Origin of the sequence: Psychrobacter immobilis (assembly GCF_904846285.1) — a bacterium.
GTDB classification, from domain to species: domain Bacteria; phylum Pseudomonadota; class Gammaproteobacteria; order Pseudomonadales; family Moraxellaceae; genus Psychrobacter; species Psychrobacter immobilis_D.
In genome coordinates this window covers 116,086-141,078 of the sequence record NZ_CAJHAD010000004.1, presented here as the reverse complement: position 1 = coordinate 141,078, position 24,993 = coordinate 116,086, and the positions used below count along the sequence as shown (strand labels likewise).

General features: G+C 42.4%; 22 protein-coding genes. 15 read left to right on the top strand and 7 right to left on the bottom strand.

What is annotated here, in order from left to right; translation table 11 throughout:
- Window positions 1-40 precede the first annotated feature (40 nt).
- Window positions 41-727 carry a response regulator gene (locus tag JMX13_RS04360; RefSeq protein WP_201609960.1) on the top strand — a complete coding sequence of 229 codons (687 nt, stop codon included), beginning with the start codon at window positions 41-43 and terminating at the stop codon, window positions 725-727.
- 157 nt (window positions 728-884) lie between these two features.
- Here JMX13_RS04360 and JMX13_RS04355 read toward each other — a convergent pair whose 3' ends face one another.
- On the bottom strand, window positions 885-1,331 hold the full coding sequence (locus JMX13_RS04355) for a PACE efflux transporter (RefSeq protein ID WP_201542961.1): 447 nt from the start codon (window positions 1,329-1,331) through the stop codon (window positions 885-887).
- 100 nt (window positions 1,332-1,431) lie between these two features.
- Here JMX13_RS04355 and JMX13_RS04350 point away from each other — a divergent pair, with 100 nt between their 5' ends.
- Window positions 1,432-2,316 (top strand): LysR family transcriptional regulator, encoded by an 885-nt coding sequence (locus JMX13_RS04350; protein WP_201542962.1) that lies wholly within the window; start codon window positions 1,432-1,434, stop codon window positions 2,314-2,316.
- Between the two features lie 260 nt (window positions 2,317-2,576).
- On the opposite strand, the gene JMX13_RS04345 is transcribed toward JMX13_RS04350, so the two are convergent.
- On the bottom strand, window positions 2,577-4,259 hold the full coding sequence (locus JMX13_RS04345; protein WP_201542963.1) for an NAD-dependent malic enzyme: 1,683 nt from the start codon (window positions 4,257-4,259) through the stop codon (window positions 2,577-2,579).
- A gap of 267 nt (window positions 4,260-4,526) precedes the next feature.
- Here JMX13_RS04345 and JMX13_RS04340 point away from each other — a divergent pair, with 267 nt between their 5' ends.
- Window positions 4,527-4,709: a hypothetical protein gene (locus JMX13_RS04340; protein WP_201609952.1), complete on the top strand. Its 183-nt coding sequence runs from the start codon at window positions 4,527-4,529 to the stop codon at window positions 4,707-4,709.
- A gap of 20 nt (window positions 4,710-4,729) precedes the next feature.
- Here JMX13_RS04340 and JMX13_RS04335 read toward each other — a convergent pair whose 3' ends face one another.
- Window positions 4,730-5,662 (bottom strand): pirin family protein, encoded by a 933-nt coding sequence (locus tag JMX13_RS04335; protein ID WP_265088390.1) that lies wholly within the window; start codon window positions 5,660-5,662, stop codon window positions 4,730-4,732.
- A gap of 275 nt (window positions 5,663-5,937) precedes the next feature.
- On the opposite strand from JMX13_RS04335, the gene JMX13_RS04330 reads away from it, so the two are divergent.
- Both JMX13_RS04330 and JMX13_RS04325 read left to right on the top strand, forming a co-directional pair.
- On the top strand, window positions 5,938-6,972 hold the full coding sequence (locus tag JMX13_RS04330) for an alpha-hydroxy-acid oxidizing protein (protein WP_201609950.1): 1,035 nt from the start codon (window positions 5,938-5,940) through the stop codon (window positions 6,970-6,972).
- 406 nt (window positions 6,973-7,378) lie between these two features.
- The gene (locus tag JMX13_RS04325; protein WP_201609945.1) at window positions 7,379-8,311 is read left to right on the top strand and encodes a hypothetical protein; all 933 of its coding nucleotides are present in this window, start codon (window positions 7,379-7,381) and stop codon (window positions 8,309-8,311) included.
- A 184-nt stretch (window positions 8,312-8,495) separates the two neighbouring features.
- Here JMX13_RS04325 and JMX13_RS04320 read toward each other — a convergent pair whose 3' ends face one another.
- The 3 genes from JMX13_RS04320 to phoB form a co-directional block, all read right to left on the bottom strand.
- Complete coding sequence (locus JMX13_RS04320; RefSeq protein WP_201609944.1) at window positions 8,496-9,623, bottom strand: M14-type cytosolic carboxypeptidase; 1,128 nt, start codon at window positions 9,621-9,623, stop codon at window positions 8,496-8,498.
- A gap of 516 nt (window positions 9,624-10,139) precedes the next feature.
- Window positions 10,140-11,210 carry a phosphate regulon sensor histidine kinase PhoR gene (gene phoR / locus JMX13_RS04315; protein ID WP_201609943.1) on the bottom strand — a complete coding sequence of 357 codons (1,071 nt, stop codon included), beginning with the start codon at window positions 11,208-11,210 and terminating at the stop codon, window positions 10,140-10,142.
- 186 nt (window positions 11,211-11,396) lie between these two features.
- Window positions 11,397-12,095 (bottom strand): phosphate regulon transcriptional regulator PhoB, encoded by a 699-nt coding sequence (gene phoB, locus JMX13_RS04310; protein ID WP_201609942.1) that lies wholly within the window; start codon window positions 12,093-12,095, stop codon window positions 11,397-11,399.
- 542 nt (window positions 12,096-12,637) lie between these two features.
- Here phoB and pstS point away from each other — a divergent pair.
- The 5 genes from pstS to phoU all read left to right on the top strand — a co-directional run bounded on the left by pstS (window position 12,638) and on the right by phoU (window position 17,824).
- A complete protein-coding gene (pstS, locus tag JMX13_RS04305) occupies window positions 12,638-13,783 on the top strand; it encodes a phosphate ABC transporter substrate-binding protein PstS (RefSeq protein WP_201609940.1) in 1,146 nt (381 codons plus the stop codon).
- Window positions 13,784-14,001: 218 nt separating this feature from the next.
- Window positions 14,002-14,952 carry a phosphate ABC transporter permease subunit PstC gene (gene pstC, locus JMX13_RS04300; protein WP_201609938.1) on the top strand — a complete coding sequence of 317 codons (951 nt, stop codon included), beginning with the start codon at window positions 14,002-14,004 and terminating at the stop codon, window positions 14,950-14,952.
- A gap of 105 nt (window positions 14,953-15,057) precedes the next feature.
- A complete protein-coding gene (gene pstA, locus JMX13_RS04295; RefSeq protein ID WP_102076463.1) occupies window positions 15,058-15,972 on the top strand; it encodes a phosphate ABC transporter permease PstA in 915 nt (304 codons plus the stop codon).
- A 214-nt stretch (window positions 15,973-16,186) separates the two neighbouring features.
- Window positions 16,187-16,966, top strand: a complete 780-nt coding sequence (gene pstB, locus JMX13_RS04290) for a phosphate ABC transporter ATP-binding protein PstB (protein ID WP_082894397.1) — start codon at window positions 16,187-16,189, stop codon at window positions 16,964-16,966.
- Window positions 16,967-17,083: 117 nt separating this feature from the next.
- Complete coding sequence (gene phoU / locus JMX13_RS04285; protein ID WP_201610046.1) at window positions 17,084-17,824, top strand: phosphate signaling complex protein PhoU; 741 nt, start codon at window positions 17,084-17,086, stop codon at window positions 17,822-17,824.
- 271 nt (window positions 17,825-18,095) lie between these two features.
- Here the strand turns inward: phoU and JMX13_RS04280 are convergent, their stop codons facing one another.
- Window positions 18,096-19,076, bottom strand: coding sequence for a bestrophin family protein (locus JMX13_RS04280; RefSeq protein WP_201609936.1), 981 nt, complete (start codon window positions 19,074-19,076; stop codon window positions 18,096-18,098).
- Window positions 19,077-19,511: 435 nt separating this feature from the next.
- On the opposite strand from JMX13_RS04280, the gene JMX13_RS04275 reads away from it, so the two are divergent.
- From JMX13_RS04275 to JMX13_RS04255, 5 genes are all read left to right on the top strand, one after another.
- The gene (locus JMX13_RS04275; protein WP_201609934.1) at window positions 19,512-20,213 is read left to right on the top strand and encodes a hypothetical protein; all 702 of its coding nucleotides are present in this window, start codon (window positions 19,512-19,514) and stop codon (window positions 20,211-20,213) included.
- Between the two features lie 517 nt (window positions 20,214-20,730).
- Window positions 20,731-21,447, top strand: coding sequence for a YoaK family protein (locus JMX13_RS04270; RefSeq protein ID WP_201610044.1), 717 nt, complete (start codon window positions 20,731-20,733; stop codon window positions 21,445-21,447).
- A 300-nt stretch (window positions 21,448-21,747) separates the two neighbouring features.
- Window positions 21,748-22,449, top strand: a complete 702-nt coding sequence (locus tag JMX13_RS04265) for a hydrolase (protein ID WP_201542974.1) — start codon at window positions 21,748-21,750, stop codon at window positions 22,447-22,449.
- A gap of 176 nt (window positions 22,450-22,625) precedes the next feature.
- Window positions 22,626-22,904, top strand: coding sequence for a DUF1427 family protein (locus JMX13_RS04260; RefSeq protein ID WP_201609931.1), 279 nt, complete (start codon window positions 22,626-22,628; stop codon window positions 22,902-22,904).
- 145 nt (window positions 22,905-23,049) lie between these two features.
- A complete protein-coding gene (locus tag JMX13_RS04255) occupies window positions 23,050-24,936 on the top strand; it encodes an amidohydrolase (protein WP_201609929.1) in 1,887 nt (628 codons plus the stop codon).
- Window positions 24,937-24,993 lie beyond the last annotated feature (57 nt).

Sequence of the window (24,993 nt, the reverse complement as noted above, 5' to 3'; positions counted from 1 at the left end):
ACTGCCTCAAGCTTCCCCTATAAGTAGCAAATACCCTACTATGAAAACCATCTTAATCATTGAAGACGAAGCCCATATCGCAAGATTTATCAAATCAGCGATGGAGCAAGAAGGCTACCAAGTCTACGCTGCCGATAGCTCGCAACGCGGGCTGATTGAAGCGGCTTCTCGCCGCCCAGACCTATTGATATTAGACCTAGGTCTCCCAGATGCGGATGGTTGCGATGTCATCTCAGATATTAGAGCTTGGTCGTCATTGCCTATCTTAGTACTGTCGGCTCGCAGTGACGAGCAAGATAAAATCAAAGCTTTAAATTTAGGTGCCGATGATTATTTGGTAAAACCCTTTAGCATGGGCGAGCTAATTGCTAGGGTCAACGCCCAGATGCGCCGCTGGCAAGCCGGTTATGAGGCACCGGTTGTATTAGCATTAGGCAATGTCAGTATTGATTTGGCACAACGGCACGTCAAGAAAAATGGCGAAGACATTCATTTAACGCCGATTGAATATCGCTTACTGACCGTACTGATTAAAAACGCCGAAAAGGTCATGACGCATCAGCAACTGCTGAATGAAGTCTGGGGTAAAGGTCACAACCACCAAGAGCACTATGTGCGCATATTTATGTCAAATTTACGCCAAAAACTAGAAGACAATCCTTCTAGACCCAATTATTTTTTCACTGAAATCGGCGTTGGTTATAAGCTACATATTCCTAAAAGCTAATCTAAAATGCAAATCTTAAAAAATACAAGGTTAAAAAAATACCAGACTAAAAAACAATATCAGCGTTAACTTTATTTATTGTTATAAATATCAATGACGTTGCTAATTTATAGTAGCTATCAAGATCAGATATCACTTAACGAATGGTTAGCTCAACTTATAAATAAACCGCTTTGTTTTCTACATATTTAAAATATTGTATCGGGAAAATCTTGTCGTAAGCCCAGTTGTAAGAGAGGTTATAAAATAGGTAAAACCCTACTAATGACGCATCCATGATGAAAGCTTGCCATAGACTAATGCCGAGATACCAAGCCACCATTGGTAGATACAGCATTAGCAGACCACTCTCAAATAGCAGTACATGCAGCACCCTTATTGCTGGCGTCTTAAATGTACTGCGTTTAAACCTCACCATTCCTTTATCAAAGACAATATTGAAACCGTAGTTCCATATAGTCGCCATGATAGAGCCTACGATGGCAATAACACCGATATCTTTAATATCAAAACTAAAAAAGAAGCTCATAATGGGAATGGATAATATTAATGCAATTATTTCAAATCCAACAGCGTGACGTATACGATCTCTATGAGTTCGCATCATTAATCCTTATAGAATATACATTCATAGTACTTAGTTGACTCTATTGTATCTGTTAAACTAATAGATCAAAGTTACTGTCTATAGGAAAAACCGATACATGAACTTTTCTTTAGAGCAGCTGCAAGCATTTGTGGCAACGGTAGAAACGGGCTCGTTTTCGGCAGCAGGACGGCGGCTTGGCAAAGCACAATCATCGGTTAGTGCGGCGGTGGCAAATTTAGAAATCGACTTGGACAACGTCTTGTTTACTCGAAATAGTCGCTATCCTGAATTAACCGAGGAAGGTAAACGGCTGCTAGCTGAAGCTTATTTAATACTGGAGCGCTGCGAGCATTTCTTTGGGGTGGCCAAAAGCTTAAGTGAAGGTGTCGAAAGCCGTTTGGTGCTGGCAGTCGATGACCTTTATCCATCAGAATGGCTGGCGCGATTGCTCGATGAGTTTGATAACTTGTTTCCAACTGTGGAGTTAGAGCTATTGCTGCCCATCATGGAAGATGTCAGTCGCTTAATTTTGGAAAAGCGCGCGGATTTGGGCATTATGTGGAGCCAAGAGGATTTGCCATCGGCCATTAGTTTTCATACCTTAGGCTGGATTCCGCTTAAGATGGTTTGTGCGCCTGAACATGAAATAGCAAACAAAGTGGTCAGCTGGGAGGACTTAAAAAGATACCGTCAGCTCATTGTCGCGACGCGCAATGAAAGTAAAGAAAAATCACGTCTACGGGTGGCCGCCGATGTATGGTGGGTTGAGAGTCAGTGGGTGATTATTGAGCTTGTCCAGCGTAATCTTGGTTGGGCGTTGGTGCCTGAGCATATTATCGTTGATGCGTTAAAGGATGGCTCTTTGGTATCACCAAAGCTTGATTTTGATAAGCATAGCTGGCCGGTTGCGGTTGAGCTGATTTGGCATAAAGAAAAGCCGTTAGGTAAGGCAGGTACTTGGTTAAAACAGGCGGTTATTACCTTAGATCAGCAAGTATAATGGGGTTTATTTATCGTGATCAATTATTCGTTCGTTACAATCGTACAAACCCCTACTCGCCATTTTTATATAACGTAGAAGCCTTTAAGTAGGTAGATCAGTAGTTAGAAGGCTTTAAACAGAGCGTTACTTTATAAGTTAACCTTTGCCACAAATAAATTAAGACAAATGCTAAATACAAAAAAACCTCTTAAAACCCACTTTAGCAGCGATTTAAGAGGTTTTTATTTTTAACGCTTTTTTATCGGTACTTTTGAAAACTAAAAGGACGTACGACGATAATTACGGTATTTAGGTAACCAGAAGTTGGCTTTTAAACGACGTTCTAAATTTTCTATCGTTATAGGTAAGGCCAATTTATCTTCAACCGCTTGTAATGCAACGGCATAAGCTATCTCTTCACTGATCTCTCTAATCACTCTAATTGGCGGTAATATTGCGCCCGGAGCTTTTACATATTTCACTGATATATCCGCCAGTGCTTGGCTTGCCGCCATTAACATATTATCGCTGATACCCGTCGCACGTGCTGCTAATACACCTAGGCCAATGCCTGGGAATATATAGCTGTTATTACATTGAGACACTTCAAAAGTTTGTCCTTCAAAAGTAGTGTCAGGAAAAGGACTGCCCGTTGCAATAATGGCTTTTCCCTTGCTCCAATTGGTCACTTCCTGAGGCGTTGCTTCAACGCGAGAGGTTGGGTTTGAAAGCGGCAATACAATGGGATGTTCCGTATTAACACATAAGGTTTCAATCACCTCTTGGGTAAACAAACCTTTTTGCCCACTGACACCAAACAATACGGTGACTTTCCCTTGTTTAACCACTTGCGCCAAACCGAGCTTTTGACTCTTATCCCATGCTGCAAGCGCGGATTCTTTTTGGACCAACGGTACTTGGAATTTTTGCAACTCTGTCATGCTATCGGTAAGCAAACCATAACGATCCACCATAAATACTTGGCTACGCGCCTGTGCCTCACTCAAGCCTTCACGCTGCATTTGGCGAATAATATGTTCAGCAATACCACAGCCCGCTGACCCTGCACCCAAAAACGCGATTCTTTGTTGACTGAGTTTTTCACCTTTGTTTAAACAGGCCGCAATCAATGTGCCGACTGAAACCGCCGCGGTACCTTGAATGTCATCATTGAAGCAGCACAATTCGTCACGATATCTATTTAATAATGGGGTCGCATTTTCCTGTGCAAAATCTTCAAATTGCAACAGCACCTCTGGCCAACGACGTTTGACCCCTTGAATAAATAAATCTAAAAACTCATCGTATTCAGCCCCAGAGATACGCGGATTTCTCCAGCCCATGTACATAGGATCGTCAAGCAGTTGTTTATTGTTGGTGCCCACATCTAATAGAATCGGTAAACAATAAGCTGGGCTGATGCCGCCACAAGCCGTATATAAAGATAATTTACCAATCGGGATGCCCATGCCACCAATACCTTGGTCACCTAAGCCCAATATGCGTTCACCATCGGTTACTACGATTACTCTTACCTTTTGTTTGGTGGCATTTTGCAAAATGTCATCAATTTTATGACGCTCAGGATAAGAGATAAACAAACCACGTTTACGGCGATAAATTTTGGAGAATTGTTCGCAAGCTTGCCCGACCGTTGGGGTATAGATGAGCGGCATCACTTCCTCGATATGCTGCTCAATCAAATGATGAAACAAGGTCTCATTGGTATCTTGGATATTACGCAAATAAATATGCTTATCCATATCACTGCTAAAGGAGCTAAGCTGATGATAAGCGCGTAATGATTGCTCCTCGATGGTCTCGATGTTGTACGGTAATAAACCGGTTAAATTAAAGCTATCACGCTCATCCGAGGTAAAAGCGCTACCCTTATTCAATAAAGGCATCTCTAATAATATTGGTCCAGCAAAAGGGATATATAAAGGACGTTCGTTTGGCATAATTAAATCTTCTTAATGAGACGTGTGGTGGTATAAAAAGCAGTCGTTTGAATACTTAGTATTTTTCTTTCGTGTTTTTAAGAAAACACAGTTAATGATTATTAGCTATTAGTTAGTCATGGCAATTTGACCACGTTTTAGATGATGAAAACCATCTGTCAATTTTGATAAGCTGTTTTTCATACCATCCTTCTTTATAAGCAAACCTAGAAGTACAGGCTTAGAAGTGCAAGCATAAAAGTAAAGGCTGACCATGAGCTATCTGACATGGATTCTCCATTATACTATAAAACTCAAGCACGCATTTGCCCTACCACCTTAGAGCTAGCGGGTTTCTTAGTAATACTGTTAAATTCAGGTATTTGGTCTATTAATTTCAATGCCAAAATCATTAATATCCATCAAAAAAATCCCGCTGATACGATGTCAACGGGCTTGTATTATTTATAAAGGACTTTTAAAAAGGTACGTTACGCAGGTTGTCCAAATTTACCGCTGTGGAAATCTTCAACCGCTTGACGTATTTCTGTCTGAGTATTCATCACAAAAGGCCCCATACGCGCCACTGGCTCATTAAGCGGTTTTCCAGCGATTAACAAAAACCGTGCGCCATTAATATTGCTGCTCACTGTAATATTATCGCCTTTGCTTAGGACCGCTAAGTTTTTCACTTTGACAGTATTATTGGCTTTGCCTTGTGCACTACCTGTAGAGTTCTGAACAGAAACCTCACCTTCTATCACGTAGATAAAAGCACTATGCTCATTCACTAGCGTCTGATCGAAAGTAGTATTGGCAGGTAAGCTGACATCCATATAAGTGGGATAAGTATGAGCATTAATGACTGGACCAACGGTACCTTGGTTGGTTTCACCGGCAATCACTCGAATTTCAATACCATTATCACGCTGTTCAAGCGGCGTTGATTCAGGCAAAAACTCTTGATATCCAGGCTCACTCATTTTGGTTTTGGCAGGCAAGTTAACCCACAACTGAAAACCCTTTAACAAACCCTCTTGTTGCTCTGGCATCTCTGAATGCAAAATGCCTTTGCCAGCCGTCATCCACTGTACACCGCCCGGCTCGATTACCCCTTCATTACCAGCATTGTCCTTGTGACGCATACGACCATTGAGCAAATAAGTCACCGTCTCAAAACCACGGTGCGGATGTGTCGGGAAGCCAGCCACATAATCATCAGCATCGTCACTCTCAAAACAATCAAGCATCAAAAAAGGATCTAACATATCTAAGTGCGGCGTACCAATAATACGAGTTAATTTCACTCCAGCGCCGTCAGAAGTTGGCATGCCAGGTAGTTGCTGCATAATCGTACGATTTTGCAATGGGCTGAGCTTATTATTGATGTCTTGAGGTTCATTGGTGTTATTTATAGTACTCATCGTCCTACTCCTATCTTTTAATTGAACTTATAGTATTACTATATGCAGTGATAAATAATCTTATAAACAGAGATAACAGCAAAACACAGTTCTTAATTTGAGAACAATTGAGCATACTTCAATCAGCTTTTGATGACTTAATAAAAAAACGCCATAATCAGTCCACAAATTGCTAGGACAAAGCTCAAAATAAAGGCTGTTTGTACCCCAACAGTTAATGACGTACTCACTAAAAAGCGATTAGCCTAGACCGCCCAGAAGTCGAAGCATGCGGCGTGATTCCAAAAGCGGGCTATGAGTTTGTATCGGGCGGCGCTGGTGACGAGTGGACGCTACGCGAAAACCGCCGCGCTTTTACCGATTACCATATTGCTGCCAAACGTTTGGCCGGCTTGACCAAAGACAACATCGATATCTCTACGCAACTGCTAGGCTTAAAGATGCAGTCGCCTATCATGGTCGCTCCTATGGGCGCGCACGCCATGGTTCATGACCAAGGTAAAAAAGATACCGCACGCGGTGCTGGTCTTGCCAACACATTATATTGCTCATCGGGCGCATCTAATGCAACGCTCGAAGAAATTGCCAAAGCAACGACGGGGCCAAAATGGTTTCAGCTCTATTGGAATAATGATTTACAAGTCACGCGCTCACTCGTTACTCGTGCTAAAGAGGCAGGCTACAGCGCTATTATTTTGACAGCTGATGCACTAGGTCCAGGACAGCCGGATGCCTTTAAAGCCATGGGTAGCCCTTTCCGTCCTGACCGCAACTTTGGTAATCATGATCCTAAAAAAGGGGGCTTTGGTAACTTCTTTGATCAAAAGACATCTTTGACTACGGCTGACATTCAATTTATTAAGAAGCTGACAGGATTACCTGTGATCGTGAAAGGTGTTTTGCGTCCTGATGATGCCGATAGATTTATTCGTGCTGGCGCTAATGCTATTCAGGTTTCTAACCACGGTGGTCGTCAAATCGATGGCGTGCATGCCAGTATCACAGCACTACCGCCTATCGTTAAAGCGGTCAATAAACGTGTTCCAGTTATTTTAGATGGTGGTATTCGCCGAGGTATTGATGTTATTCGTGCTATCGCGATGGGTGCAGATGCCGTAGCAGTCGGTCGTCCGATGCTATATGGTTTAGGATTGGGCGGCGCGCAGGGCGTTGAGTCAGTCATTAACTTCTTAAGTAATGACCTCAAGTCGACCATGCTTTTGACAGGTGCAGCAAAGTTGTCTGATTTGAATCCTGACTATATTGAAATCGTCGGTCAAAATGAAGAATACGGTACTTTTCAAGGCTGATACGCTTAAAGTGAGCACCCTATAAACTTAGTAGCCTACTCGTTTAAATATTTGACATTTAGCCATCAAAAACTGGTCTCATAGGCCAGTTTTTTCATTTAACAAAATACCTTTTGTTCTGATATTGTTATCATTAACAATAGCTTGGGCATTTTCAATTGCATCTTTTAAATAACCTACCATTCATTAAAATCCGTATGAAGATAAGCTCTTAAATATCACTTAATTTAATGATTAAATTTTGGCTGTGTTAATATTTTTTAGGCATGACAATATAGATACTGTCTATTATTAAGAATAGCGCATTACTATAGCAACAGTGTTAATACTGAATTTTTGTTTTGCAATTTAAAAAAGTTTTCCCTATTATTACGTTTCTTACTAGGAATCAACAATAGGTAAAGATATGAAAGTCAGTAAGCTATACACAGGCATTTTATTAGCAAGCACCTTAATAGTAACAGGCTGCGGAAGTGATGATTCAGACTCAACCATCATTACTGATAATAATACTGGCCCCATAGTTAATAACGAGCTGAACTACACAGCATTTGATTCGTTTACTGATGTTTCAAATGGTTTATACAAAAAGGGTTGGGGTAAAATCACATTTAAGATTAATAACAACGGTTTGACTCGTACCACCTCTACTGTAGTTGGCAGCTCTGATAATGCTTATCAAATTAGCATAGGCGATGAAGAAGGCCATCATGACTACTACGTCGCTGATAAGACATTCGCAAAAGTCAAAGATGGATTTGACAACTCATTCTATAAGGTTAATTTTATTGATAGCGACACCTTTAAGTTAAAAATTCAGACCGATAACCGCTCCATAGATGCAGTTTATGATATCAAGACGTTAGATCTCAGCGGCGTTAAAAAGTTAGCTGTCAACGCAAAAACTGGTATTAATACTGATTTAAGTTACGATGGCTTCCAAAGCAATGTTGCTTTCCCTACAGGTTCGCAGTGTTATATCTTACAAGAAACACCTTCTCAGTCATACTATACTTTTTATGATTTAGCCTCTAGAGAAGATATTACTATTAACGAATGGCTTGATGAACAAAGAAAACATAATACTGTAACTAATATAATCAACGAAAAAGTCGGTCGTAATAATGAGCTGACAGCGGTCAGATATACCGATGAAAATGGTGAAATCGAGGCAGCAGTTCAATATAATGGTTTAGTTTATAATGCTTATTATTATCAAAAAGATGTACAAGAAGACTCTGATACTGACTTCACTAAAGGTGTAGTAGATTGCGATCTTTATAATAGCGTTGCAACTAAGTTTTTAGAAACACAGATCAAAACCAACTATAAATGGTAACCATATATAGTTAAGACCTAATCTTAATGAGAGATGATGTCTACCAGTCATTGATTATTGTCTTTATTACGAGAAACAAAAATAGCGCCTAGAATGGGCGCTATTTTTAAATGGTTAATATTTTATCAAAAACGATATCTATGATTATTTTCACTTGAATCTTGATATTGCTTTCAATCATTCACTAACGCAACTCATCCACGACCGCCAACATCGCAACTAACGAGGCCTCGCCGAGCTTAATTGAACGCTCTGGTGACCAGCCTGTATCCTCAAACGGAAGATTGGCATTGTCTTTAAATGGCATCTCTAAAGTATTGGCCAAGCAATCAAAACGTTCAGCCACCCAGTGGGTGGCGATGGTCATGTTCGCGGTGCCCGGCGCATCAACGTCATAACCAAATTCAGACTGAAAATCGGCACTAGCTAATTTTAAGACGTCTGAAAATTTATCACGTAGACCTGCAAGACGGTCATTATAACTTGGCGTTCCTTGTGAGCCCGCTAAGAACACATAAGGCAGCGCTTCATCACCGTGCATATCATAAAATAGATCAACGCCTGTTTCTTCCATTTTATTGATGACATGGAATACCTCAGGGCTTTTCTCTAAGCTTGGATTCAACCATTCGCGGTTTAAGTTAGTGCCTACGGCGTTAGTACGCAGATGTCCGCGCACACTACCATCAGGGTTCATATTCGGCACAATATAGATATTCGCTTTATCTAATAACAGCTTAGCCGTGGCATTGTCACTATTTAGTAGGCTATATAACAACCCCTCAACTAGCCACTCCGCCATTGTTTCACCTGGATGCTGACGCGCCGTGATCCAAATATTGCGCTTCTTAGCATCGCCATCACCAACTTTCACTAAGGTTAAATCGCGCTTATCAAGGGTTTCGCCTAAATGCTCTAGTGTCACCAATGGGTGCGTTTGTACAGCTGCCAATAAGTCTTGATGACGCTCATAACTGTAAGGGGCAAAATACGCAATTTGAATGGTGGCGCATTCAAGCTCTGCCACTATGGTTAACTTGCCATCTTTATAAGAGGTCGGCAAGCGGAACCAATACTCCCGATCATAAGACGCAACCGCTTGATAATCCTCCCAACCTTCAAGATAGGACGCCTGCCCTGCATTGACAATATTGAGCACATATTGTTCGCCAATCTCACCTGATAGACGAAAGTTAAACCACTGGAAAAACTCTTCACCAACGTCTGGGCGAATTGCCAATTGAATATCTTTTTTATCTTCTAGACTAATAACGTCAATATTACCTGCGTCAAAATTTGCAGTGATATGCATAATCTATCCTTAATGGTTTTTTGTAAATTTAAAGACTGATGTTAAAAAAACTTATACTAAACTCAATAGGTTGTCCATCATAGTGTAACGGAGTTTATGCCACACTCTCTTATCAGTTTTTGTTGCTTATTATAGCGTTTGTTTCTTTATTCTTGATTTGATTATTAGTTTGCGTATAACTAGAAACTAAGAGAACACTGCAAAATCGTACATTCTCGAACGTCAAAAATCGCATTGGTCTTTAGGGCATGCCCCTAACTCGAAAAACTGCATATATCTTCTAAAATAAAGCATACATTTCAGACGATATAAGGCATATAGAAAAATGACTAGACAAGCATTAACCGATAGATTATGGACGCAGCTAAAAGCAACAGCTATGAGAAGTTGGCTCGTAATTTTAAGTCTATGCTTTACTTGGCCTGCACTATCATTCATTGCAAAATGCATTGAGGACACGCCCTAATAATTGACAGTAGTTTTTAAAAAATCCTGCTCACGGCTACGAGTTTAATATTAGTCCATAGGAGCAGATCGAATATGAGTGGCGGGGAAAACGGCGCTAAATATTGAGCCTTTGCCTTCTGACGATTCAATCTGCAGAGTGGTATCATATTGATATAATACATGTTTTACAATCGCCAGCCCCAGCCCTGTGCCACCGGTCGCACGACTACGTCCGCTGTCCACTCGATAAAAACGCTCGGTCAACCGCGCGACATGCTCCGGCGCAATACCGATACCATCATCGGTGACGGCAAACCGACAGCCTTCTGCAGTTTTCGCCCAACTAATGATGATATTGCCTGCTTTTAGCGTATATTTGATGGCATTGATCACCAGATTGGATAAAGCACTGTTTAGATACATCTCCGAGCCATATAGACCATCATAGGTGTCTATCTGTAAATGCAGCGTATGGCCATATTCTTGGTTATAAGCCTGCGCGTCATCATAGACATGAGTGAGCAGCTTAGTCATATCAATATAATGCAGCTCATGTGTTTCTTCGATTTCAATTCGAGACAATAGCAATAAGTCATTGACCACTCTATTCATACGCGCAGTCTGCTGCGTCATTAGCTCAAACCCGCGTCGCCATTGCCGCGGCACATCTTCCTGATCTGAAAAATTCTCCAAATAGCCCATTAGGACGGTCAGTGGCGTTCGTAGCTCATGAGAGACATTGGCAACAAAGTCGCGGCGCATTTGCTCTAGATGTTGTAAGCGGGTCACATCATAAATAATCAGCAGTTTTTCATCGCCAAAAGGCGTAAGCTCGCACTTGAGATAACGGTTAGGGTCGCGCCATGATTTCATATGTACACCATCATTGGGTGCCACCATGGTCTGATAGTATTGCCGAAACTCAGGGACGTTAATAAAATCAAAAATACTTTTGCCATGATCCGCTGACTGCAGCAATAATAAATCTTCGGCGGCCTGATTCCACCACTCCAAACCATCATCGTCATTTAACAAGATAACTGCATCTCGCAGTGCGCGTAAGGCACTTCTGATTTTTTTAAGCTGATCGGTGGAGTATTGCTCTATGTCCTCTTGTTCTATGTCCCTAGGCGTTATCATGTTTTTCTCTCTTCTCTATTAACAGTATGATGCTTAGCAATTATCACTCTTAGTTTTTATGGTTCCTAGTTCTTATGGTTTTTAGTTCTTATAATTTTAAATATTTATGACTCTTAGTACTGATTGTTCTTACCGCTGTTTCGCTGCCTTATAAATAATGGGCTATTTTTCTAAATATCGATAGCATTATTCGACCAGACTAGAAAACCGATAACCGGTACCGCGAACCGTTTGAATCAAGGCACTGCAATCATAAGGATGTAATAATTTGCGCAAGCGTCTGATATGCACATCAATCGTGCGGTCTTCGATATAGACATTACCGCCCCAGACCTGATCTAGCAGCTGGGTGCGCGTATAAGCACGCTCCGGATGACTCATAAAAAATGCCAGCAATCGATATTCTGTCGGACCGATATCAATGACTTTATTATCAGCGGTGATGCGTTGGCTTTTAGGATCGAGACTAAGCTTGCCTATTTCAATTAGCTTATCGCTACTAAGTGCACGACTACGACGCAACACTGCTTTGATTCTGGAGATTAATTCACGCGTTGAAAAAGGTTTGGTCATATAGTCATCAGCGCCCGCATCAAGCCCATGAACCTTGCTATCCTCTTCACTTTTAGCCGTCAGCATAATCACCGGTATCTCAGCCAGCATCTCATCGCTTTTTAGCATGCGGCAAAAATCAATACCGCTTTTATCGCCTGGTAACATCCAATCTAGCAAAATCAAAGCAGGTCTGTGGTCAACCACTTGCTGATGCGCCTCTGCGACGTCAGCCGCTTGTAAACTCTCAAAGCCCGCCATCTCTAGCGTCATTACCACCATCTCACGAATTGCAGGTTCATCTTCGACAATCAAAATCTGCTCATTGCGCATACCATCGCCTCATTATTGAAAGACAAAAAATTAGAAAATAAAAATACTAAGCACTTATCAACCCCTGCCCATTAAACGGCTTAATTATGACAGTTTGATGACACAGTAGCTCGATACTTTAAATGCTTTGCCTTAAACACTGCGCCTCAAACACTGTAATTTAAATACGACGCTTCAAACAGGGCTTTTTAATCATTGCAATTTAAAAATGTCAATTTAAAAACTTAGCCTTAAACCCTTACTCCCCCAAAAAACCAACGGCTCATCATAACGAATTTTGCTCTAGATATCAGCTGCAATCCGCTGAAATGACCGCTCTATTGGGCTGTTTCTTTAATTGACCGACTTTTTTCATAAAAATGTCTTATTTCATCAAACTGTCATATTTGCTCGGCACAATATGCTCATTGACCACCGAGCGTCTTTGCAGCAAAACATTGCTAACCAAACATCGTTAGCAATACATTACTAAAAAACTGGGCATCGACATTGTTATTCATAAACGCCCCATACTTAAATCTGATTACTTTTTAGGAGAAATAATGCGTTATTCATTAATGGCTTTAGCAGTCGCGAGTACCTTTACCTTAGCTGCTTGTAATCAAACCCCCAATAGTAATGAAAGCAATGAGCCAGCTACTTCGGCGCAATCAACCACCGCGTCTACCGACACCGCAAACGTTCAATCGACAGACAATGTGTCAATGAACATTACCGGCGCGGGCGCTTCTTTCCCGCAGCCTATCTATGCTAAATGGTCAGATGCCTATAATAAAGCAACAGGCGGTCAAGTGAATTATCAGTCGATTGGTTCATCGGGTGGTATCAAACAAATCGTCGCAAAAACCGTTGATTTTGGGGCGTCCGATGCACCGATGACCCCAGCTGAATTAGAGGAAGCCGGTCTGATTCAATTTCCAACCGTTATCGGTGGCGTGGTTCCTGTCGTTAATATCGATGGCGTTGCGCCTGGTCAATTAAAGCTCGATGGAAAAATGCTAGCTGACATCTATCTTGGCAAAATCAGCAAATGGAATGACCCTGCCATCGCAGCCATGAATCCTGATTTAACCCTTCCTGACGCGGCCATTACCACGGTATTCCGCTCAGACGGTTCGGGCACAACCTTTAACTTTACCGATTACTTAGCCAAAGTCTCAAACGACTGGAAAGACAATGTTGGCGTCGACAAAACCGTGAAATGGCCAACCTCGGCAACTGGTGCTGGTGGTAAAGGTAACGAAGGCGTTTCAAGCTATGTGAATCGTATGAAAAACTCTATCGGCTATGTCGAATACGCCTATGCTAAGCAAAATGGTATGTCACACGTTGCCCTGAAAAATGCTGCCGGCAATGTCGTTCAACCCTCTGCGCAAACGTTCGCCGCCGCTGGTGACATCGATTGGTCAAAGCAAGAAGGCTTTTATAAAGTCATCACTAACTCTGAGACAGCTCAAGCATGGCCTATCGCTGCTGCGACCTTTATCTTAGTCCATAAACAACCAAAAGACGCCAAGCAAGTGGCGGGCGTCCTTAACTTCTTTGACTGGGCTTATACCCAAGGCGATGATGACGCGATGAGCCTCGATTACGTGCCTTTTTCTGATACGGCCGTGGCTTTATTTAAAGCGAAATGGAACGAGGTGGTAAATAGCGAAGGTAAGCCTGTTTATACCCCAGCACAGTAATTCGCAACTTAGTTATTCGAAAAGAAGCAAATTGAGAACAAGCTAACTAATGTTACCAAGCAAATACTGAGACGCGTGTTTGCTTGGTGACGTCTTAGCCGTAATGAATTTAATGATACGTCGTTAGAGTAAACAGTTTATTACGGTAAGACGCTACAGCGAACACCAATAAGCGTCAACACAATGAAGCGTTAGATCGATAAACAACAGAGGCTTTTATGGCAGACCTAAAATCCCAACTGGCAAAACAAAAACGCTTTGACGCGGTTTTTGTCAATGCCACCAAAGCATTTGCAATATTGGTGCTCTTGTCGCTTGGCGGCATCATGCTGTCATTAATTGTCGGTGCGTGGCCAAGTATCACTAAGTTTGGTTTGGGATTTTATACCAGCAATAACTGGGATACGGTGAACGATCAATACGGTGCGCTTGCACCCATTTATGGGACGGTGGTCACCTCTCTTATCGCTATCTGTATTGCCGTGCCAGTCAGCTTTGGGATTGCTATCTTTCTAACGGAACTTTGCCCCAATTTTCTGAAAAAGCCACTGGGAATTGCTATCGAGCTGCTGGCAGGTATCCCTTCTATCATCTATGGCATGTGGGGCTTGTTTGTCTTTGCACCGTTTTTTGGCGATCATATTCAGCCTTGGTTTATTGAAAATATTGGTCCTCTACCTATTATTGGTAAGGTTTTTACCGGTGCCCCGATGGGATTGGGGATGTTTACTGCCTCGTTAATACTGGCGATTATGATTATTCCCTTTATTGCTGCCACCATGCGCGATGTTTTCTCTGTGGTGCCAGACCTGCTAAAAGAATCCGCATACGGCATGGGCGCCACTACGTGGGAGGTGATGTTTAAAATCATCTTGCCTTATACCAAAGCAGGCGTGGTTGGTGGCGTGATTTTAGGTCTTGGTCGAGCACTTGGCGAAACAATGGCCGTTACCTTCTTGATTGGTAATGCCTTTAATATCAGCCCAAGTCTATTCACATCTGGGGTGACCATTACTTCAGCGCTGGCCAACGAATTTGCTGAAGCGTCAAGTGAGTTGCATTTAGCCTCATTACTACATTTAGGGTTAATACTGTTTGTGATCACCTTTATTGTTCTATCAATATCTAAGCTGATGCTCATGCGTATTGACCAAAAAGCAGGCAATTAAAAACACCCTATTTTAAATAGCCAACAAAGCAAATAAAAACAAGCCTAAACAAACTAAAACACGCTATTTGCCGCCATTATTTGACCTAAGAAGGACAAACACTTCATGACTTTAGCACCAGTCACTACTCAAACTACGCAGCCAAGCCAGCCTTCTGTACGCTTTGAAGATCGCTACAACAAGCGACTGTATAACAAGCGCCGTTTTATCAATAGATTGGGACTTGGGTTTGCCTTATCAGCGATTGTATTTGGTTTGTTTTGGCTGATTTGGATTTTGATTACGCTGTTTGTTGAAGGCTTTCAAGGTTTAATTGAGATGCCTGTCTTTATGGCAGATACCCCGCCACCGATGGGCGAAGGCGGTCTACGCAATGCCATTGTTGGCTCAGTGATGTTGGCTTTTTCGGGCTTGGCGATTGGTGCACCAATCGGCATGATGGCTGGCATTTATTTAGCAGAGTTTTCACATGGCAGTATGCTGGGTAAAGTCACCCGATTTTTAAATGATATTTTACTGTCGGCCCCCTCCATCGTGATTGGTCTGTTTATTTATGCCTTGATGGTCAAAGGACAGAGCTTTTCGGGTTGGGCCGGTGCTTTGGCATTGGCGCTGATTGTGATTCCTATTGTCGTGCGTACGACGGAAAATATGCTAAACCTAGTGCCTAATACCCTGCGCGAAGCTGCTTACGCACTCGGCACACCAAAATGGAAGCTAGTCAGTACCGTGACACTGAAAGCCGCCAAAGCAGGTCTGACCACCGGTGTGCTGCTTGCTTTTGCTCGTATTACCGGTGAGACCGCGCCCTTGCTATTTACCGCGCTAAACAACCAATACTTTAGTACCGATATGAGCCAACCGATGGCCAACTTACCCAATACGATTTATCAGTTTGCCATGAGCCCTTATGACAACTGGCATGCACTGGCTTGGGCGGCGGCGCTACTCATTACCGCGACAGTATTATTCTTAAATATCGCCGCACGCTTTATCGGTGGCAAAGACCATAGCAGATAATTTAAGGCTAACAAACGCACAGCTAATAGCAAAAAAAACACCCCCATTTAACAAAACTTTAAAACAGATGGATACCATTATGACTGATGTATTAGAGAGAAAAGCGACTAAGCCGATGACAGATACCAGCAGCAAACGCCGTTTACTGGATGACGCTATGTTTAATCATGGTCAGCATAAACAGCCAGATATCGACCATCTTATCAAGCAAACCATGGCAGACATGCCCGACAACATGCCACCTGCCAAGATTACCATTCGTGATTTGGACTTTTATTATGGTGATTTTCAAGCGTTAAAAAACATCAATATCGATATTCCAGAAAAAAAGGTTACCGCTTTTATTGGTCCCTCAGGCTGCGGTAAATCAACGCTGCTACGTACCTTTAACCGTATGTATGACTTGTATCCGAGTATGCATGCTGAAGGTCAAATTACCCTTGATGGCCAAAATATTTTGGCCAAAGACATGGATGTCAATTTGCTGCGTGCGCGTGTCGGTATGGTCTTTCAAAAACCCACACCCTTCCCGATGTCCATTTATGACAACGTCGCATTTGGCGTCCGTCTCTATGAAAAGCTGAGCAAAGCAGAGATGGATGAACGTGTCGAGTGGGCACTCAAAAAAGCAGCGTTATGGCTGGAAGTCAAAGATAAACTTAAAGCGTCAGGATTGTCATTATCTGGCGGTCAACAGCAGCGACTTTGTATTGCCCGCGGAGTAGCAACGAAACCTGAAGTCTTGCTATTAGATGAGCCAACGTCAGCGCTCGACCCCATCTCTACTGGCGCGATTGAAGATTTGATTACCGATTTAAAAAACGACTATACCATTGCTATCGTCACCCACAATATGCAGCAGGCCGCGCGCGTCTCTGACTACACCGCTTATATGTATTTGGGAGACATGGTAGAAATGGGTGAAACAGATCAAATATTCACCAACCCAGCACAAAAAGCGACTGAAGATTATATTACCGGTCGTTATGGCTAATTTGCTATTTATTTAGAGAAGTTGTTTGTAGTGGTCATTTATCACGCTACTCATTTTGGCAATATTTTTATGAGCAACACCAATACGATTAAGACTGATTCGATTAAGGAGGTAAGCATGGCGATAACGGCAAAGCATTTATCAAAGAGTTTTGATAATGACTTACATGACGTGATTGAGCTGTTTATGCAAATGGGTCATATGGCAGCAGAGCAAGTCATGGTTGCGACACGCGCCTTGATAGCCGCAGATGAGGCGACCGCAAAAAAAGTGATTGAAGATGACCATCTGATCAATCAGCTAGAGATTAAAATCGACGAACAAATCATTTTATTAGTCGCCAAGCGCCAGCCAGCCGCCAATGATTTGCGCTTAGTCATGGCGCTTAGTAAAGGTATTGTTGACTTTGAACGTGTGGGCGATGAAGCAGAAAAAATTGCCCGTATGGCCTGTAAATTGATTGAAGATGGGGCCTCACCAAGAGGCTATTCAGAGGTTCAGCATTTATCCAATCAGGTGCGCCTGATGCTGCTTGATGCGATTAACGCCTTTTCGCATATGAATCCTCAGCAAGCGTTTTCGGTATTGCAAAGTGATACAGCGGTTAATGAAGAGTACCAATCTGCCACTCGAGCCTTGATGACCTATATTATGGAAGACAGCCGCCATGTGTCCAAAGTGATTAACATACTTTGGGTATTACGCGCCCTAGAACGGGTGGGCGATCACGCTAAAAACGTTGCTGAGCTGGTTATCTTTTGCACCAGCGGCAAAGATGTGCGGCATACAGATTTTATACAAGTCGAACAAATCGTCCAGCAAACAACTGATGCTAGTATGAGCAATCATAGTAAATAGCTTGCTGAAGCCATTTAGATGACTGTCGATTGAATTGAGGGCTTGTTAAGGTCTTTATTTCTTTGGCTGGAAGACGATTAACTCAAGCCTGCACACGCTTTAAGCAATTACCTGCCACGCAACAACAAACGCTATTAACCTTTTTAAACGGCATTTAACAGTAATGATGACAATGTAAAATGAAAAAGACCGCTCAATCGAGTGGTTTTTTTATGGCATATATTATGCTGCCGCAGCCGCTATTTATGACAGATAATTGGTCGAAAATAGCTTATTGCAAATAGCCATTTTTAGCGATGATATTAGGTGGCAGCTCAGTTTCGCCCAAGGCTTCTAGCAAATTAATCTCGATATTACGTGATAAAGCCGTCAGTGGTAATTGGTTGGCAGCCAAACCAAAAGGCTCTTCCAACTCTTCACTCAACGCATCCAAACCAAAAAAGGTATAAGCAATGACGCCGCAAATTAGCGGCGTCACCCAGCCTAAAGAAGAAACCAAACCAAAAGGCAGCATAAAGCAATATAGATATGTCGTGCGATGCACCAATAGCGTATAAGCAAACGGCAATGGTGTGCTATAGATACGCTCGCAAGCCGATAAAACCACCGTCATCGAATTTAGGCGCTCATCCATATTTTGCACCATATGCTCTGAGGTCAAACGCTGCCGCCGACAATATCCAAGCTCCTTACCGAGCAAACGCAGCAGATAATCCGGCAAATTTTGTGCTTGCTGCATACTGGCATGATGGATAGGTTCGACAAAACGCTCGACATCTTGCCAAGGCGAGCTGTCACGCAGTCGGTGGCGTAAGGCATGGGTAAAAGCGATGCTCAGATACACCAATCGGCGTTGGCTATCGCGCCCTTTCTCACTTTCTCTTCCTTCTTCGTTTTCTCGCTCTTCCTTACTATCTTGACCCTCTTTACTCTCATCACCTATATAAGACAGCACTTGGCGGGTAAAGCTGCGCGTATCATAAACCAATTGACCCCACAGCCCTCGAGCTTCCCACCAGCGTTGATAACTGGCATTGTTACGAAAGCCTAAAAACAACGATAACGCAATCCCAAGCAAGGTAAATGGCGCAACGCTATAAGAAGAAAAAGAACTGGGAAATCCATGCTGGATATTGGTGATAAAGGCACTAATCAGACTAATGAGCAAAATCTGCGGATAGACCTTTGGCAGAATGGAGCCACGTAAGGTAAAAAGCAGTTTGATGGCGCTTGGCTTTTGCTTGACGATCATTTTAGCGTCCTAACGAATGGTGCTTATAGAAGATAACTGTCATTTTTGCAGGTCGAAATGATAACAGACTAAGGAAGTATGAGCAGCAAAAACAATTATTTATGATTTTTTAATTGGCTATAGTCAGTGAAAAGCAATATCGATACATCACGCACTACTGATATCAATTTTTCTTGCTTGCTGTGCCTGCGCAGATAGAGGCTACAAAAAATTGATATCAGCAATACCGTAGCGTTTTTAGGATGTTTTGACTATAGGTATTTTTACCGCTCATTTATACAATAAATTTCTACAAAATAATCGGTTGTTATAATGATGTAAGGATAGCAGGCACAGGCATACATAGCAGATGTTATCGTTTAAAAATTCGACTATAGTAGATAGGTCTATAACTTATTAAATAAATTGCGGTTAAATAAATCGAGGAAATAAACCATGAAAAAATTAGGATTACTTGTCGCTGTATCAGTAGGCTTAAGCGCTTGTGCGGGCGGTATGAAAGGCGGCACCACAACGGGCAATTCAAACAATATTGTCACTCAATATCCCGTTGAAGCGACCATGCTCAATATCTATACCAAAGCTCGCAGTCAAAGCTTAGTGGCGAACGTCGGCAATCAAACGGCATCTGCTGATATCAAAGTCACGCCCAAAGGCAGCATGGTATTTAATAATAAACAAGTACAAGGCGCTGAAGTAAATACCATCAACAAAGTCAACAATCAAGTCACTGATCAATCAGTCGCCATTAACTACTTTACCCTTAATCCATTGGTATTCCATGGCTTTACTGATAGCTCAGGTAAGTATTCACTGTCGAATCAGACCACGACCATTCCCAAAATGACAACGGTTGGCTCCTCTAGCAAATTGATTAAAGAGGACGTCTATGCTGATAGAAGTATGCGTCAAAAAATAGGCACCTATAACCAGGATTGGTCTTTAACAAGAGACAGTAATAATACCGCGTGGTTTTGTATAGAGACTTCAGCTAACTTACTACTCAGTAACGATCCTAATGGCAGCTCGTCAGAATGCTATAAAATCGATGCGCGCGGCGATATTTTAGACAGCAAAGTAACGATTAGCCAGCCATCTACTAATGGCGCTAAGACCATCACCTTTACCAGTCGCTAAATATCTCGCACTTAAAAGCTATCTCGAATAATTATCATTCGAATATAAGCATAAACATACCTATAAATATAATCATACTTAAAAACCGGTCTGCTAACAGATCGGTTTTTTTAATGGCTAAATCAATACTATTACACTGTAAAACCCTACCTTCTCTCGCCTAATCTGACTTATTTGATATCTATACAACTTTATTCTATGAAGTTTTGCCAAAATTCCTTTAATACCTTTTTACTTACTTTCATCTAGCCTATTTTATGATTGTTATCTAAATCAGAACTTATATTTGCAATAACGGTTATTTATCTCATTAAGCTGACCCTTTACTATGTGTACAACTTATGGTCCTGCTACTAAAGACCCAACCTATTAAGTAGCGGCGCATTGGCTCACTTGATAGCCATATTGCTGAGCATCTGACAGATAAGTTAAGACCATCAAAGTTGATAGAAATCCGTCAGTAAATAGAGCAACTTTATAGGAGAACGGCATGGCTAATCCAGAGGCAAACGATAGCATGAAAGACAAAGACTCAGCGGCGAAGCTCACATTTTGGCAGCGCTATCAGATTCCAGTCATGTTGACTACCGTGGGCGGCGCAATTGATACCATTGGTTTTATCGGCCTACTCGGCTTCTTTACCAACCACGTCACAGGTAACTTGGTGATGGCTGGTGGTGGCTTGGTCAAAGGCGGCGATGGTTTATGGGTCAAACTCGGCGCATTGCCGGTATTTTTGATTACCGTGATTATAACCAAACGTATGATCAATATCACCAGTGCCAATAAGCCCATTTTAAGTAACTTACTGTTCGCTGAGGTGATATTTTTATTGGCTTTCTTAGCCTCTGCTGTTTACTTTGGACCTTTTGAGCAGGCAGGTACATTAGAGGTCGCCTTTACCGGTTTCTTAGGTTTGACCGCCTTTGCGATTCGTAATACCGCTGGCAAAAGTGTGATGGGTAAAATGAAACCAACGCTTTTGATGACGGGTAATACCACGCAGCTAGGTATTGATTTATCAGATTATGTCTTCGACCGCAACAATTGCAATATGGACAGCCTCAGACACAGCTTTACCTTGGTAGCCAGCTTTACGATAGGCGCATTTGTTGGCGCCGTGCTATATATCTACATTGGTTTATGGGCGATTGCACCCTTTATCCTGTCAGTGCTATATGCAGCGATAAAAATGCGTGATAAGCAGACATTAAAAGAAGCGACTGGTACTTAAGACATATCCTTACTGTACTCTTCACTTATTAAAGAGCACGTGGCAGCCTACGAAAGAAATCATTAAAAACGTCTAAAATCTTGATAATTTTATCGTCCAAATAATAGAAACGCCATGCTGGTTAGTATGGCGTTTTTTTATGGCTTCTTTATATTTTTATAATGAACTGTTCTTTAAATGAGAAATTACATTTGTAAATAATGCTATTTATCCGCCTGCCATCAACAGCTAATATACCTTTATTGATAATTATCAATGATTAAGTGTAGTTAACTTCAGCCCATTAAAAGGAATGTCGAGATGTCTAAGAATCTTCTAGAGTTGTTGAACCCACAAAACAGCCAAATCATCTTTATTGATCAACAGCCACAGATGGCATTTGGCGTACAGTCAATCGATCGTCAAAGCTTAAAAAATAACGTCGTTGGCTTAGCAAAAGCCGCTAAAACTTTCAATATTCCGGCGACTATCACGGCGGTTGAAACAGCCAGCTTTTCTGGTAATACCTTTCCTGAACTGCTAAGCGTTTTTCCTGAAAATGAAACCCTTGAGCGTTCTTCAATGAACTCTTGGGATGATCAAAACGTCCGTGATGCCTTGGCAAAACATGCTGCCAATGGTCGTAAAAAAATCGTGGTATCTGGCCTATGGACTGAGGTCTGCAACTTATCTTTTGCATTATCATGCATGCAAGACACTGATTATGAAATCTATATGGTGGCGGATGCGTCTGGTGGTACTTCTGTTGAAGCCCACCAATACGCGATGGAGCGTATGATGCAAGCAGGCGTGATTCCAGTGACTTGGCAACAAGTGCTATTAGAGTGGCAACGTGATTGGGCCAATAAAGCCACTTATGATGCGGTGATGGACATCGTCAGAGAGCATTCTGGTGCTTATGGTATGGGTGTTGATTATGCATATACGATGGTACATAAAGCCCCTGCCCGCGCTCAGTCTATCGGTAGTATCGGTCCGAACCCTGCGCTGCTAAAAAAATAATATTGGTTTTAAAAACTAATAGCAACTCAGCTTGGTTAAGACTTAATTTTGTCCAAATTTTTAGTAAAGCCTTTACTTAACTATGCTTGAACTTAACTAAGTCTTAACCAAGCAAAAATTAAAACCGATTAAGCCGATATCAGAGGCTATAACCCTTCATTAGAAACGTTAAGCATATGAAAATTTATATTATCTCATTGGTTGTCGGTATTCTTGCAGGCTTACTTTATGGGGTGCTACAGGTACGCTCACCTGCGCCACCTGTCGCTGCATTGATTGGATTATTAGGAATGTTAATAGGCGAACAAATGATACCGTTTGGCAAGCAGCTGGTTGCTGACAACCCTTTTAGCGCTGAGAAGATAGCAACGCCAATTGACACACCTGCCACTCGACACCCTAAAATCGTATCGATTGCAAAAGACATAAAAAACGATGAATCGCTTTTAAAATGACAAGACGCTAAGAAGTGGCTTTGTGGAAAACACGATGTTGAGCAATAGTACGTTAAAGATAGCTTCAAGCCTTTACTTGCTGTTACTGGCAAAAAAGGCCAACTGCTGTGATAAGGAATTCTCTTACCTTTACTAGGATAATATTATGACAAGCCCTGACATTATTTATTATAACGGCAAAATGACGACGTTGGATCGCGCCAAACCTTCTGCTAGTGCGGTGGCGATTAAAGATGATCGCTTTATTGCTGTTGGTAACGACAAAGACATCAGAGAACTGGCTGGTGCCAATACCAAGGTCATTAACCTCAATGGTCGTAGCGTGATACCGGGTCTGTTCGACAACCATACGCACGTGATTCGTGGTGGTCTCAACTATAATATGGAGCTGCGCTGGGATGGGGTACGCTCATTAGCAGACGCCATGTCTATGCTAAAGGCACAAGTGGATAAAACACCTTCGCCGCAGTGGGTACGTATCGTTGGCGGTTTTACCGAAAATCAATTTGTCGAAAAGCGCTTACCAACGTTAGACGAAATTAACGCCATTTCACCAGATACGCCGGTTTTTATTCTACATTTATATGATCGCGCCCTACTTAATGCCGCAGCGCTGCGTACCGTTGGTTATACCAAAGACACGCCAGAACCGCCAGGTGGTCAGATTCAACGTGATGCCAATGGCAATCCGACTGGTTTGCTGCTCGCTCAGCCGAATGCTACTATCTTGTACGCCACCCTAGCCAAAGGTCCAAAGCTTCCCTTTGACTACCAAGTGAACTCTACGCGTCATTTTATGCGTGAGCTAAACCGCTTAGGGGTTACAGGCATTATTGACGCTGGCGGTGGTTCACAGAATTTCCCTGACGACTATGAAGTGGTACAAAAACTCAATGACGACAATCTGCTGACCGTACGCATGGCGTATAACTTATTCACCCAAAAGCCAAAAGAAGAGAAAGAAGACTTCTTAAATTGGACGCAAACTACTAATTACAAGCAAGGTGATGATTACTTCCGTCATAATGGGGCGGGTGAAATGTTGGTATTTTCAGCAGCAGATTTTGAAGATTTCCGCCAACCACGTCCAGAGATGCCGCCAGAAATGGAAGGCGACCTTGAAGAAGTAGTACGAATTTTGGCACAGAATAAATGGCCATGGCGCATGCATGCCACTTATGATGAAACCATTGAGCGCTCGTTAAATGTATTTGAAAAGGTGCATCAAGATATTCCTATTGATGGTTTAAACTGGTTCTTTGACCATGCCGAAACCATCTCACAGCGCAATATCGACCGTATCGCTGAGCTTGGTGGCGGGATTGCTGTCCAGCACCGTATGGCCTATCAAGGTGAGTATTTCGCCGAGCGCTATGGCACAGCGGCAGCGGCCAATACCCCACCTGTTAAGCAAATGTTAGATAGCGGTGTCAATGTCTCTGCCGGTACCGATGCCACACGCGTCGCCTCTTATAACCCTTGGGTATCGTTAGCATGGTTAATTACTGGCAAGACTGTTGGCGGTATGAAGCTTTATGAGCAAGACAATCTCGTTGATCGCGAGACGGCACTAAGGATGTGGACCGAAAAGGTCGCTTGGTTTGCTAACCAAGAAGGCGAACGTGGTCGCATCGAAGTCGGACATTTGGCGGATTTTATCGTCCCAAGTAAAGATTTCTTTAGCGTGGCAGAAAACGAGATTGCTTACTTAACCTCAAATATGACGGTTGTTGGTGGCAAAGTTGTCTATGCCGATGGTGAGTTCTCAGGTTATGACACCCCACTACCACCGGCGATGCCGGATTGGTCGCCAGTCAATCAATATGGTGGTTACGGTGCATGGGGCGAGCCTGAAGGCGCTGGTAGAAACTCCCTAGCGCCACTTATGAATCAAGCAGCGATGTCTTGCGGCTGTGCCAGTGCTTGTACGCTGCATGGTCACAACCATGCCAAAGCGTGGACTTCGAAAGCACCGGTATCTAACTTTAAAGACTTTTTCGGCGCTTTTGGTTGTTCTTGCTGGGCAGTCTAAGTGCAGTCAAGTGCAGTCAAGACATGAGTGTCTGCTATATAAATAAGAAAAGCCCAC

What these genes read in the sequence shown, in the direction of transcription:
- JMX13_RS04265 (WP_201542974.1), top strand. Translation starts at nt 21,748, where the DNA reads ATGTCTAAGAATCTTCTAGAGTTGTTGAACCCACAAAACAGCCAAATC.
- JMX13_RS04340 (WP_201609952.1), top strand. Translation starts at nt 4,527, where the DNA reads ATGGATTCTCCATTATACTATAAAACTCAAGCACGCATTTGCCCTACC.
- phoB (WP_201609942.1), bottom strand. Translation starts at nt 12,095, where the DNA reads ATGCGCAATGAGCAGATTTTGATTGTCGAAGATGAACCTGCAATTCGT.
- pstA (WP_102076463.1), top strand. Translation starts at nt 15,058, where the DNA reads ATGACTTTAGCACCAGTCACTACTCAAACTACGCAGCCAAGCCAGCCT.
- JMX13_RS04355 (WP_201542961.1), bottom strand. Translation starts at nt 1,331, where the DNA reads ATGCGAACTCATAGAGATCGTATACGTCACGCTGTTGGATTTGAAATA.
- JMX13_RS04320 (WP_201609944.1), bottom strand. Translation starts at nt 9,623, where the DNA reads ATGCATATCACTGCAAATTTTGACGCAGGTAATATTGACGTTATTAGT.
- JMX13_RS04280 (WP_201609936.1), bottom strand. Translation starts at nt 19,076, where the DNA reads ATGATCGTCAAGCAAAAGCCAAGCGCCATCAAACTGCTTTTTACCTTA.
- JMX13_RS04325 (WP_201609945.1), top strand. Translation starts at nt 7,379, where the DNA reads ATGAAAGTCAGTAAGCTATACACAGGCATTTTATTAGCAAGCACCTTA.
- JMX13_RS04350 (WP_201542962.1), top strand. Translation starts at nt 1,432, where the DNA reads ATGAACTTTTCTTTAGAGCAGCTGCAAGCATTTGTGGCAACGGTAGAA.
- JMX13_RS04360 (WP_201609960.1), top strand. Translation starts at nt 41, where the DNA reads ATGAAAACCATCTTAATCATTGAAGACGAAGCCCATATCGCAAGATTT.
- JMX13_RS04260 (WP_201609931.1), top strand. Translation starts at nt 22,626, where the DNA reads ATGAAAATTTATATTATCTCATTGGTTGTCGGTATTCTTGCAGGCTTA.
- pstB (WP_082894397.1), top strand. Translation starts at nt 16,187, where the DNA reads ATGGCAGACATGCCCGACAACATGCCACCTGCCAAGATTACCATTCGT.
- phoU (WP_201610046.1), top strand. Translation starts at nt 17,084, where the DNA reads ATGGCGATAACGGCAAAGCATTTATCAAAGAGTTTTGATAATGACTTA.
- JMX13_RS04345 (WP_201542963.1), bottom strand. Translation starts at nt 4,259, where the DNA reads ATGCCAAACGAACGTCCTTTATATATCCCTTTTGCTGGACCAATATTA.
- pstS (WP_201609940.1), top strand. Translation starts at nt 12,638, where the DNA reads ATGCGTTATTCATTAATGGCTTTAGCAGTCGCGAGTACCTTTACCTTA.
- JMX13_RS04275 (WP_201609934.1), top strand. Translation starts at nt 19,512, where the DNA reads ATGAAAAAATTAGGATTACTTGTCGCTGTATCAGTAGGCTTAAGCGCT.
- JMX13_RS04335 (WP_265088390.1), bottom strand. Translation starts at nt 5,662, where the DNA reads ATGAGTACTATAAATAACACCAATGAACCTCAAGACATCAATAATAAG.
- JMX13_RS04255 (WP_201609929.1), top strand. Translation starts at nt 23,050, where the DNA reads ATGACAAGCCCTGACATTATTTATTATAACGGCAAAATGACGACGTTG.
- pstC (WP_201609938.1), top strand. Translation starts at nt 14,002, where the DNA reads ATGGCAGACCTAAAATCCCAACTGGCAAAACAAAAACGCTTTGACGCG.
- JMX13_RS04270 (WP_201610044.1), top strand. Translation starts at nt 20,731, where the DNA reads ATGAAAGACAAAGACTCAGCGGCGAAGCTCACATTTTGGCAGCGCTAT.
- phoR (WP_201609943.1), bottom strand. Translation starts at nt 11,210, where the DNA reads ATGATAACGCCTAGGGACATAGAACAAGAGGACATAGAGCAATACTCC.